This is a genomic window from Pseudomonas sp. WS 5532 (genome assembly GCF_012985445.1).
GTDB lineage: Bacteria > Pseudomonadota > Gammaproteobacteria > Pseudomonadales > Pseudomonadaceae > Aquipseudomonas > Aquipseudomonas edaphica.
The window spans coordinates 119,238-129,503 of the sequence record NZ_JAAQWK010000020.1 but is presented as its reverse complement, the minus strand read 5'-3'; the positions used below and the strand labels follow the sequence as shown (position 1 = coordinate 129,503).

At 61.0% G+C, this 10,266-nt stretch carries 12 protein-coding genes; 8 read left to right on the top strand and 4 right to left on the bottom strand.

Annotated elements, in window-relative coordinates; genetic code table 11:
* Positions 1-261: 261 nt before the first annotated feature.
* Positions 262-669, bottom strand: a complete 408-nt coding sequence (locus tag HBO23_RS26730) for a response regulator (RefSeq protein ID WP_017136715.1) — start codon at positions 667-669, stop codon at positions 262-264.
* 60 nt (positions 670-729) lie between these two features.
* Entirely contained in the window at positions 730-924 is a 195-nt protein-coding gene (locus HBO23_RS26725) for a Flp family type IVb pilin (protein ID WP_017136716.1), read from the bottom strand.
* A 331-nt stretch (positions 925-1,255) separates the two neighbouring features.
* Here HBO23_RS26725 and cpaB point away from each other — a divergent pair, with 331 nt between their 5' ends.
* From cpaB to HBO23_RS26685, 8 genes are read left to right on the top strand one after another with little or no spacing between them, the layout of a single operon-like run.
* A complete protein-coding gene (gene cpaB / locus HBO23_RS26720) occupies positions 1,256-2,182 on the top strand; it encodes a Flp pilus assembly protein CpaB (RefSeq protein ID WP_099488030.1) in 927 nt (308 codons plus the stop codon).
* 15 nt (positions 2,183-2,197) lie between these two features.
* On the top strand, positions 2,198-3,418 hold the full coding sequence (locus tag HBO23_RS26715) for a type II and III secretion system protein family protein (protein ID WP_099548151.1): 1,221 nt from the start codon (positions 2,198-2,200) through the stop codon (positions 3,416-3,418).
* Positions 3,415-4,608 carry a pilus assembly protein gene (locus tag HBO23_RS26710; protein ID WP_099548150.1) on the top strand — a complete coding sequence of 398 codons (1,194 nt, stop codon included), beginning with the start codon at positions 3,415-3,417 and terminating at the stop codon, positions 4,606-4,608. Before HBO23_RS26715 ends, HBO23_RS26710 begins: the two co-directional genes overlap by 4 nt.
* Positions 4,605-5,867 carry a CpaF family protein gene (locus HBO23_RS26705; RefSeq protein ID WP_017136720.1) on the top strand — a complete coding sequence of 421 codons (1,263 nt, stop codon included), beginning with the start codon at positions 4,605-4,607 and terminating at the stop codon, positions 5,865-5,867. Before HBO23_RS26710 ends, HBO23_RS26705 begins: the two co-directional genes overlap by 4 nt.
* Positions 5,868-5,886: 19 nt before the next feature.
* Positions 5,887-6,768, top strand: coding sequence for a type II secretion system F family protein (locus tag HBO23_RS26700; RefSeq protein ID WP_026013678.1), 882 nt, complete (start codon positions 5,887-5,889; stop codon positions 6,766-6,768).
* A 7-nt stretch (positions 6,769-6,775) separates the two neighbouring features.
* A complete protein-coding gene (locus HBO23_RS26695; RefSeq protein ID WP_026013679.1) occupies positions 6,776-7,663 on the top strand; it encodes a type II secretion system F family protein in 888 nt (295 codons plus the stop codon).
* 10 nt (positions 7,664-7,673) lie between these two features.
* A complete protein-coding gene (locus HBO23_RS26690; RefSeq protein ID WP_017136723.1) occupies positions 7,674-8,396 on the top strand; it encodes a tetratricopeptide repeat protein in 723 nt (240 codons plus the stop codon).
* Between the two features lie 2 nt (positions 8,397-8,398).
* Entirely contained in the window at positions 8,399-8,668 is a 270-nt protein-coding gene (locus HBO23_RS26685) for a DUF3613 domain-containing protein (RefSeq protein ID WP_017136724.1), read from the top strand.
* Positions 8,669-8,856: 188 nt separating this feature from the next.
* Here the strand turns inward: HBO23_RS26685 and HBO23_RS26680 are convergent, their stop codons facing one another.
* Entirely contained in the window at positions 8,857-9,639 is a 783-nt protein-coding gene (locus HBO23_RS26680) for a response regulator transcription factor (RefSeq protein ID WP_017136725.1), read from the bottom strand.
* A gap of 126 nt (positions 9,640-9,765) precedes the next feature.
* Entirely contained in the window at positions 9,766-10,239 is a 474-nt protein-coding gene (locus tag HBO23_RS26675; protein WP_138449923.1) for a prepilin peptidase, read from the bottom strand.
* Between the last annotated feature and the right edge of the window lie 27 nt (positions 10,240-10,266).

Sequence of the window (10,266 nt, the reverse complement as noted above, 5' to 3'; positions counted from 1 at the left end):
CCACGATGGCCGAACGCAGGCTTGAATCCGTGGGTAACCCAGCAGGACGCCGGGTTAGCCGCGCTGGGCCAAGGATGGCCCATCGCGGCGGCCCACGGATTCAAGCCGGAGTGAGGGCACACCGAGCCTAAGCGAGGTGCCGAGTGGTGGGGCACAGACCTTTTGGTTACTTTTGGGGCGTTTGCCAAAAGTGACCCGCTGTAAGAGCGGAACCATAGGCCGCCGTTACCGCAGCAACGGATATGTACTCAACAACCCCCGCTACAACCGAGACTTGCGCAAAGGAAAAAGACTGTTAAGCGTATCAATCAAGCGCACCAGATAAATGGGCTTGCGAAACAAATCCAACACCTGCAACCGCAGCATGTCACTCACATCATCCATCTCCGCATGCCCAGACATCACAATCACCGGCAAATGCTGACGATCCGTGTGCTCACGCAAGCGCTTGATCAACGATATCCCACTCTCCTCTGGCATACGCAGGTCAGTGATAACCAGGGCAATGTCAGGATTCAGCGTCAGTTCCTGCAATGCGTAAGTCACAGAGCTGGCGGTAAAACAAACGAAGCCCTCGTTCTCCAGCGACTCCGCCAGTTCTACGAGGGCATCTTCTTCGTCGTCCACCAACAGGATTTGTTGACGGAAAGGTACAGCTGCAGCATTCATGGGCACTACCTGATGTCACCACTCAAAACCATCTGAAATCAACAGCAGGCCGTCCCAAACTCACAACGCGGTGATCGCCGCCTGAATTCTGGCAAAGAAGGCCGTAATCTGAGGCCCCAGCGTCGTCCCGGCTGCCAGTATCACCAATGCTACAATCGCCACGAGAATGAGGTACTCAATCGCGGTCGCGCCCTCTTTGCGATGAAAAAGTAGCTGAAGTTGAACATGGAGTTTAATCAACAGTTCGAGGATCATCGTACTACTCCTATGGGCGACCAGACGCCCTAGCTCGGTGCTGCACAGTAATTGCCATGTGCCACCTGAGCATTGTCAACAAACCCCACCCTCACAACTGTAAGAACTGATTAATCACAAAGTAGTGGTCGTTTTGCTGGCGCCTGAATCCCTTGTTTTCAAGGCTATCGAGGCGCGCCACGAAGAAATATTTCTGTCAGTAATGGCATTTTGTCCTAGCTGAACTACCTTCAAATAGCGAAATAGTTAGTTACTGTTCATAGCAGCCGAGTTGCGGAATTAGCCTGTTGGGATCGACAGGTTTTGGTGCAACAGGAAAAGGAGAGCCGTCATGAACACGCGTCTCAGCATGGTACTTGCCGGTGTGCTCTTGGTCGGTGCGCTGTTTGCCGGTTATTGGGGGTTGGTGCTCAGCCGCGAACCTGCCCCGGCGCCGCCACCGCCGCCCACCGCACCGGTAGAAAAAGCCGTCGCCGTGGTCGAGGACCAGACCCGCCAATCGGTGGTGGTACTGGCCCACGATGTACCGCCCTTTATTGCCCTGACCGCCGCAGACCTGAGCATCGAAAAACTGCGCACAGCGCCAGCGGGCAGTATGACCAGTGTTGACCAGGCCATCGGCCGCACACCATGGCGCGCCTTGCAGGCCGGCACCTGGCTCAACGATGAGAGTTTCAGCCCTGGTGGCCCACTGGCCCGCATGATCCGCCCCAACGAACGCGCCCTCGCGGTTGCCGTCGATGAAGTGATTGGCGCTGCCGGCCAACTGAGCCCTGGCGACTATGTGGACGTGTTGCTGTACCTGCGCCAGGACGTCGCCAACGTCGAACAATCCGCTCAAGTGGTGATCCCTGCCATGCGCCTGCTCAGTGTCGGCGATCAAATGGGCCTGACCAACGACGGCGTTCCCGCTTCACCACCAGCAATGACCGCCGAAGAAAAAGCCCAACGCCATGCCCCCTCTCGCACCGTGGTGCTGGCCGTGCCCGAACAACTGCTGAGCCAACTGATGCTGGCGACCCAGGCCGGCACCTTGCGCCTGGCGGTGCGCAGCGCCGATGAACGCTTGCTGAGCCACTACTGGGCCGGTGAGAGCGATGCACCGGGCAAGCTGCAAAGCGCTAACCGCGACCTCTACCAATTCACCCAGCTGGCCTTCGTCCAGGCGCCCAAAAAAGTCGCCCAGGGTGGCCCCGCGCGCCGCACCGGTGTTGAGGTGATACGCGGTAATCAAGCAACCCAACAAACACCCGACTGAACAAGGATGCTGTGCATGAACCGACGTTTCGCACCGGTGTTCACGCTGAAAATCGCCTGTGCCCTGATGCTGTCGAACTTGTCTGTGGGGCTCGTTGCAGCCGCCCCGGGCAACTGCGGCAGCCTGGGCCAATTACCCGCAGCACTGTCGGTGGGCGAGGGCCTGCAACAGGAGCTGCAATCCCCTGTCGCCATCACACGCCTGGCCATTGGCGACCCGAAAATTGCCGACGTACACCTCAATGGCGATCGCGGTTTCCTGCTCACCGGCGTGGCCTCCGGCACCACCAGCCTGATGGTCTGGACCGCCTGTTCGAACACGCCGCGCCAGAGCATGGTGTTCGTCAAAGGCAAGGCTACCTCGGCATTGACCAGCCTGTCGCTGTCGCCGTCAGAAGACCCGACGCTGCCCAGCCAGGTACAGACCGATATCCGCTTCGTCGAAGTCAGCCGCTCCAAACTCAAGGAAGCCAGCACCAAGATCCTCGGCATCGGCAGCAACTTTTTCCTCGGCAGCCCCAAATTGCTCTCGCCTACCGTCGACACGTTCAAGCTGCCGGTGAGCACCACCAACTTTAATATCGGCTTTGGCGGCGGGCGGGTTTCTGCCCTGATCAATGCCCTGGAAAGCAGTGGTTTTGCCTACACCCTGGCGCGTCCAAGCCTGGTAGCCATGAGTGGGCAAAGTGCGACTTTCCTGGCCGGCGGCGAAGTACCGATCCCGGTGCCCAGCAGCGCCAGCAACAACATCTCGATCGAGTACAAAGAGTTCGGCATTCGCCTGACACTCACGCCAACGGTGATCGACCACAATCGCATCTCCCTCAAGGTGGCCCCCGAAGTTAGCGAGCTGGACTACACCAATGCCGTGGTCATTCAAAACATCCAGGTGCCGGCCCTGACCATCCGCCGCACCGACACCAGCGTGTCACTGGCCGACGGCGAAAGTTTTGTGATCAGCGGCCTGATCAGCAGCACCAACACCACCAATATCAGCAAGTTTCCAGGCCTGGGCGATATCCCGATTCTCGGTGCGTTCTTTCGTGATTCCTCGGTCAACCGCCAGGACAAAGAGCTGCTGATGATCGTCACCCCGCACCTGGTGCAGCCGCTGGCCGCCAACGCCCAACTGCCGTCCTTGCCCGGCGAGAAGCTGCGCAACTACGACCCGAACTGGTACCGCCTGTACTTCCTGGAAAATGGCAATTTCGACCGACTCAATGGGTTGTCTCAATGAGCGATAGCCTGAGCCAGACGTTTCTGGCAATCACCCGCAACAGCACCGACCTGGAATGGCTGCAGGGCGCGCTGGCACCGCTTGGCCAAGTGGTCAGCGCCGGCAGCGGCACCCTCGACGAGCTGCTCGCGCTGGTGGACGTGACCTTCGCCAACCTGGTGTTTATCGGCCTCGACCGCGAACACGTGGTGGCCCAAAGCGCGCTGATCGAAGGCGCGTTGGAGGCCAAGCCGATGCTCGCCATCGTCGCCCTCGGCGATGGCATGGACAACCAGCTTGTACTCAATGCCATGCGCGCCGGCGCCCGCGATTTTGTCGCCTATGGCTCACGCTCCAGCGAAGTCGCCGGGCTGGTACGTCGCCTGAGCAAACGCCTGCCGCCGGTGACCACCAACACCCAACTGGGTGGCCTGACCGTGCTCTACGGCACCCAGAGCAATGCCGACGGCGCATTGCTGACCAGCCACTTGGCGCTGGTGGTTCAAAAGAGCGGCCAGCAAACCCTGTTGCTCGACCTGGGCCTGCCGCGCGGTGACAGCCTGGCGTTGCTGGGGCTGGAAAGCTCGTTCAATTTCGGCGATGCCTTGCGCCACCTCAGGCGCCTGGACAGCACCTTGATCAACAGCGCGTTTACCTGCGCCGAAGACGGCCTGCGCATCCTCGCCTACGCCCCCAACGACGAGCCCCTGGCACAGACCAGCGCGGCCGAGCTGTACATGCTGCTCAGTGCCTTGCGCCAACACTTCCAGCACATCGTGGTGAACCTCGCCGGCCAGCCCGACAGCGAAGCGCTGCGCACCTTTGTCAGCCATTGCGACAAGCTGTTGTGGTGTACCGACCAGAGTGTGCTGGACTGCCGTCGCAACCTCGGCGTGCTGAACCAGTGGCGCGAAAAAGGCATGAAGCTGGAACACGCCAAGCTGCTGGTCGACCGTTACATCAAAGGTTGCGCGCCCGACGCGGAAGCCCTGGGCAAAAGCTATGGGCTGGAGGTGATCGCGGTGCTGCCGCTGAGCCCGGAGGTGCGCCTGAATGCCAAGAACCAAGGGCAAACCCTGTTCGCCCTGGCCCCACGCGAAACCCTGACCCACAACCTCAAAGCTTTGGGCGAGCGCCTGGCGAAGCGCTCCGAAGGCATGAAGCAACCCTCGCACACCTGGTTTGAACGCCTGCTGAGGGCTGGCAAATGAACGGTGAAAAACTCTTCGGCGCCCCCGCTCGCGGCCTCGGTGGCAACACTGACCACGACGGGCTCAAGCTGGTGCTGCATCGCTACATCATCGATGCCATCGAGGAGTCAGGCAAAAACTTGCTGGAGGGTTCACGCCCGCTGTTGGCGCAGTTTGTCATCGACAAAGTGGCCGAATACATCAACCGCATGCACCTGGCGATTTCCCGTTATGAGATGGAGCGCCTGGCCGAAGAGATCGTCGATGAACTGACCGGTTTCGGCCCGCTGGAAGTGCTGCTGCGCGACCCGTCAGTGACCGAAATCCTGGTCAACGGCCCGCACCGGGTGTTTATCGAACGTGACGGTTTGCTGCATCAAAGCGACCTGCGCTTTATCGATTCGCACCACGTTGAACGCGTGATGCAACGCATCCTCGCACCGCTGGGTCGGCGCCTGGATGAATCGTCGCCGATGGTCGACGCACGCCTGCCGGATGGCAGCCGGGTCAATGCAATCATCCCGCCGATTGCCCTGGATGGGCCGTGCCTGTCGATTCGTAAGTTTCGCAAGGACATGCTCAAAAGCAGCGACCTGGTGGCGATGCAGACCATCGACCAGAACATCTTTGACTTCTTCCAGGAAGCCGTGGGCAAGCGCTGCAATATCCTGATCAGCGGCGGTACCGGCACCGGTAAAACTACGCTGCTCAATATTCTCAGCCAACTGATCAACCCCCATGAACGCCTGGTCACCATCGAAGACGTGGCCGAGTTGCAATTGGGCCACCCCCACGTGGTGCGCCTGGAAACCCGCCCGCCGAATGCCGAGGGCCACGGCGAGGTCAAGGCCAGCGACCTGATTCGCAACGCCCTGCGGATGCGCCCCGACCGCATCATCCTTGGTGAGATCCGTGGCGTGGAAGTGCTTGATGTACTCACCGCCATGAACACCGGCCACGACGGTTCCATGAGTACCGTGCACGCCAACAACGCTGCCGATGCATTGCTGCGTCTGGAAACCCTGGTGGGTTTGACCGGCCGTGTGGTGGCGGAGAAAACCCTGCGGCAAATGATCTGCGCGGCGCTCGATGTGGTGATCCAGTTGACCCGTTTGCCGGACGGGCGTCGTTGCGTCAGCGAAGTGGTGGAGGTGGTGGGTATCCGCGAAGACGTGTACGTGACCAATACCCTGTTCCGCCATGACCGGCGCACTGGCTTCGGCTTCTTGCGCGAGGCGGTCAACCCTGCCGGCGATAAACTGCGCCGCGAACCGGCTTAGCCTTGAAAGGGACATGACCATGACCGGGGCCATCCTGCTACTTATCTGTTTGATCCTGATCGGCCTGTCGATCCGCTCCTTTCAGAACGGCCTGCGCCGTGCCCAGACCGAGCGGGTACTGAGCCGGCTCGCCGAGGGCCAGCCGCAGCTCACCGAAGAAGCCAACCAGTGGAGTGGCGTGGAACGGATGTTCCTGCGCGCAGGCCTGGGCAAACCCACGGACAGCCTGGGCCTGTGGCTGGCGATCTGGGCCCTGGGCGTGGCGTTGGGGCTGCTGGTGGCCGGCTGGCTCGGCCTGCTGGTGATGCTGGTGCTGCCGCCGGTGCTGCTGCGCCTGTACATCGCCTGGCGCTACCAGCGGCGCATCAAGCGCATGATCGAACAGCTGCCGCAATTGCTCGACCACACCGTGCGCAGCCTCAAGGCCGGGCGCACCCTGGCCGACTCGGTGCTGGGCGGTATCGAGATCACCGAAGACCCGCTGCAACAGGCCATGGGCCGTATCCAGCGCAATGTGCAGTTGGGCGTAAGCCTGCCGGAGTCGACCCACGACTTTGCCGAGTTCTACGAGCGTGATGAGTTTCGCCTGTTTGCGCTGGGCTTGAAGATCAACCATCGCTATGGCGGCAATGCCAGCGAACTGTTGGAAAACCTGATCAAGATGATCCGCGAGCGCGAGCAGGCCGCCCGCCAGTTGCGCGCCCTGACCGGCGAAACCCGCGTGACCGCCTACGTGCTCGGCGCCCTGCCCATCTCGATGATCGGCTACTTCCTGGTAGTGAACCCGGCATACCTGATGACCATGTGGAACGACGGCACCGGGCGTACGCTGTTGTTCGTGGCACTCGGCATGCAACTGCTGGGCTGCTTCACCTTGTGGCGCATGCTGCGGAGTGTATGAGATGGCTATCCCACTGCTGATCAGCGCCGTAATGCTCCTGGCCGCCCTGGCGCTGGTGCTGGCCAACCTGCTCAAACACCGGCGCGGCCAGCGCCTGGTCGCCCAGCGCTTGCAGGGCCAGATGGGCCGTGAACGCACGCTCAATACGTTGATGCGCCAATTGGGCAACAGCCCTATCGCGCAACGCTCGGTCAGTCTGGACAACGAAACCCAACTGCTGCTCAGCCGCGTCGGTTGGCGCCAGGCCAGCCAACGTTCCATGTTCGCCGCCCTGCAGGTCGGCACGCCGCTAGTGGCGCTGGGCGTGGTGCTGTTGGGCCAGGAGCTGCTGTTTCCTCACACGGCCTCGCCGTGGCTGGCGCCCGCAATCGGTATGGGCATCGGTTACCTGTTGCCCAAACGCATCCTGGCCTGGGCCGCCAAGGCGCGTCAGCAGCGCATTTCCCGTGAGGTCTCGACCTTCATTCCGCTGCTGCGCATCCTGTTCGAGTCAGGCATGGCGGTTGAACAAGCGCTGCGCGTGCTGAGCATTGAAGCGCAACGCCTGCTGCCGGACCTGACTTATGAACTGCGCCTGATCCTGACGCGTGTCGACTCCGGCCTGGAGCTGAGCGAAGAGCTGGGCAAGACCGCGCGGATGCTGGCCGTGGATGAATTCACCGACACCTGCACCATCCTCCAGCAACTGGTCCAGCAAGGCGGCGGTGCAATGAAATCGCTGCTGGCGCTCAAACAATTGCTCGACGACCGCCGCCTTACGCGCATTCAGGAATTCGTGTCGAAGATGTCGGCAAAGATGTCGGTAGTGATGATGGTGTTCCTGTTTCCCGCCCTGCTGATCGTGCTCGGGGGGCCGGCGTTCATCGGCATCTCCCGGGCCTTGAGTAACTTATGAGGACCGCCCGATGAAAGCCTTGATAGCCGGTTTGAGCCTGTTGCTGCTCGGGGGGTGTGCCACCAACGGCCAAACGCCGTGGGCGGCCCTGACAGCGGGCGGCAGTTGCCCCAAACCTGGGTCGGACCAGGAACTGGCGCTGAACCTGGCCGATGAAATGGCCGGCGACGGCAAGCTGCACGCCAGCCTGGCGAACCTGCAGAGCCTGCCGGCCAACCTGCCCCAGGTGCGCCTGCGCCAGGCCAAGGCGTATCGCCTGCTCGGGCGTAGCGAGGCACAGCCGCTTTATCAAAGCCTGATCGGCACCTGCATGGCGGCTGAAGGCGAACACGGCCTGGGCCAGTTGGCCTCGGCCAAGGGCGACAACGGCCAAGCCATGGCGCACTTGCAACGCGCGGCCCGGTTGGCGCCGACGGATGAAAAAATCCGCAATGACCTGGGCGTGGTGTACCTCAACCAACTGCGCCTGGAAGACGCACGCTTCGAGTTCATGACTGCCATGGAGCTCAAGCAGAGCGACCCGCTGGCGGCGATCAATCTGGTGACCCTGATGATCTATCAGGACAACTGGAAGCAGGCCGCGCAGGTGGCCAGCCAAATGAACCTGAGCCCTGAACAAGTTACCGACGCCCAGGCCCGCGCCGAGAAACTCAAAGGCGCCAGCGTTCCCGTCGCCAAGGTCAAAGACCAGGTGGCTACCATGAGTGATGCCGCAAGCACCCCGAGGAATTGATCATGAAAATGCTATATCTCACCAGCCTCGCCGTGCTGGCACTGCCCCTCAGTGTCATGGCCATTGAGCCCGGCCCGTCATCGCCGCAGCAGGCGGTGACCGAAAGCTGGCTGACCTTGCAGTCCAGCGGGAAAGCGGCCTCAAGCACCCAGCAAAAAGCCTCAGCCGCCGAGCGTGACCTGGCGGCGCAACGCTTGCTGGAAAGCTACAAGCACCCGATTCCGGAGTACTTCGATCAGAAGGCGGGCGGGACAGCCCAGGGCGGTAGTTGATAGCAGGACGCGGAGCGTCCTGGGCGGCATTCCCACGCAGAGCGTGGGAACGATCATTCAGACACAAGCGGGCTTTCTGTGGCGAGCAAGCTTGCTTGCGCTGGGGTGCGAAGCGCCCCCAAAAAAGCCGGAGACTGCTGCGCAGTCAACGGGAGCAAGCTCCCTCGCCACAGCAAGCCCGCTCCCACTCAGTGGGCGGTGACTCGCTGGCGCATCGCCGAGTTGTTAGGCGACAACGCCAGCGCCAACTGCGTGCGGTTATGCATGTGCGTCAGGCGCAGCACCTGGGACACATACAGCTTCACGGTGTTCTCGGTAATGCCCAGCTCACAGGCAATCTGATAATTGGTCTGCCCCTTGCCCACCAGCCGCGCAACATCCAGCTGACGTGGCGACAGTTGGTTGAAGATCGCCGGAATCTCCACCGGCCCGGCCTCCTCGGCCGACGCCTCGTCATTCTCATGCCCTGGCGGGCTGCGGCGTGCTTTGTCGAGGTCCTGGTACAGGTCGTTGATGGACTCGGAAAGAAATTGCAGCTTCTGGTTCAAGTGCCCCAGTTGCAGCTCTTTCTTGCGCTCCTCCAACGCCGCTTCCTGGCGCTGCAAGCCTTCGAGCAGCTCATCGAGGTTGATTGGCTTCTGGTAGTAATCCGCGATCCCCGCACGCAGCGCCTTGATCACATCCTGCTTGTCCGCACGGCCGGTCAACATGATCGCCTCAAAGGCGCGCTGCTTGCCCGCAACCTTCTGCAGGGCCTGGACCAACTCGATGCCGTCCATGTCCGGCATATGCAGATCGCACAGCACCAGGCCAATCTCGGCGTCTTCGGTAAAACGCTTCAAGGCCTGCTGGCTGGATTCACACGGGACGCAGCGGAAACCGCTGCTTTCAAGAAATTCACAGAGCTCTTCCACGATCAGCGGTTGATCGTCGACCACGAGCACTTTTACTGCAGAGGTAAGCTTGTTCACGCGCTACTCCATGCATTGCAAGCCAAAAGTTTGACTAATCCTTCACCACGAATATTCCCGTACATCTACGTATTAAACGTAGACGTACTTTCCGACTATGTACATAGCGTTAATACCCTCAGACGATTAATGGATCCAAAACCAGGTGGCGGCGAACCCCACCAGTAAAAACGGCGCAAACGGCAGTTTTCTTGACGGGTCCGGCGCCAGATAACCCAGATGCTTTTTAACCCCTTGACTCATAAGCGGCCAAAGCTTTGGCGCTGCCAATAGCCACAGCAAATTGGCGATCGCGGCCCCCACAAATGAACCCAGCAAATAGTCGGCATTGGAGGCCAGCGCCAAGGCCGCGAGCAGCTTTACATCCCCCGCTCCAAGGCGGCCCAGGGCGTAACCGGGCAAGGTCAGCAGCAGCGCCAGGAAAAACGCCCACAGCCCCTGCCCGACGGAGGCGCCGAGCCAGGTGTTGCCCGTCCACACGAGGTAGATCAACGCCAACAACGCCGCGCCCAGCGTCAGGCGATTGGCAAGCAAGCGCTGGCGAACGTCCTGCACGGCACACAGCCCCAACCACAACAGCACCACTGCACTATGGATCACGTAAAAAACATCCCTTTTCGCCGATTG

What these genes read in the sequence shown, in the direction of transcription:
- HBO23_RS26730 (WP_017136715.1), bottom strand. Translation starts at nt 669, where the DNA reads ATGAATGCTGCAGCTGTACCTTTCCGTCAACAAATCCTGTTGGTGGAC.
- HBO23_RS26725 (WP_017136716.1), bottom strand. Translation starts at nt 924, where the DNA reads ATGATCCTCGAACTGTTGATTAAACTCCATGTTCAACTTCAGCTACTT.
- cpaB (WP_099488030.1), top strand. Translation starts at nt 1,256, where the DNA reads ATGAACACGCGTCTCAGCATGGTACTTGCCGGTGTGCTCTTGGTCGGT.
- HBO23_RS26715 (WP_099548151.1), top strand. Translation starts at nt 2,198, where the DNA reads ATGAACCGACGTTTCGCACCGGTGTTCACGCTGAAAATCGCCTGTGCC.
- HBO23_RS26710 (WP_099548150.1), top strand. Translation starts at nt 3,415, where the DNA reads ATGAGCGATAGCCTGAGCCAGACGTTTCTGGCAATCACCCGCAACAGC.
- HBO23_RS26705 (WP_017136720.1), top strand. Translation starts at nt 4,605, where the DNA reads ATGAACGGTGAAAAACTCTTCGGCGCCCCCGCTCGCGGCCTCGGTGGC.
- HBO23_RS26700 (WP_026013678.1), top strand. Translation starts at nt 5,887, where the DNA reads ATGACCGGGGCCATCCTGCTACTTATCTGTTTGATCCTGATCGGCCTG.
- HBO23_RS26690 (WP_017136723.1), top strand. Translation starts at nt 7,674, where the DNA reads ATGAAAGCCTTGATAGCCGGTTTGAGCCTGTTGCTGCTCGGGGGGTGT.
- HBO23_RS26685 (WP_017136724.1), top strand. Translation starts at nt 8,399, where the DNA reads ATGAAAATGCTATATCTCACCAGCCTCGCCGTGCTGGCACTGCCCCTC.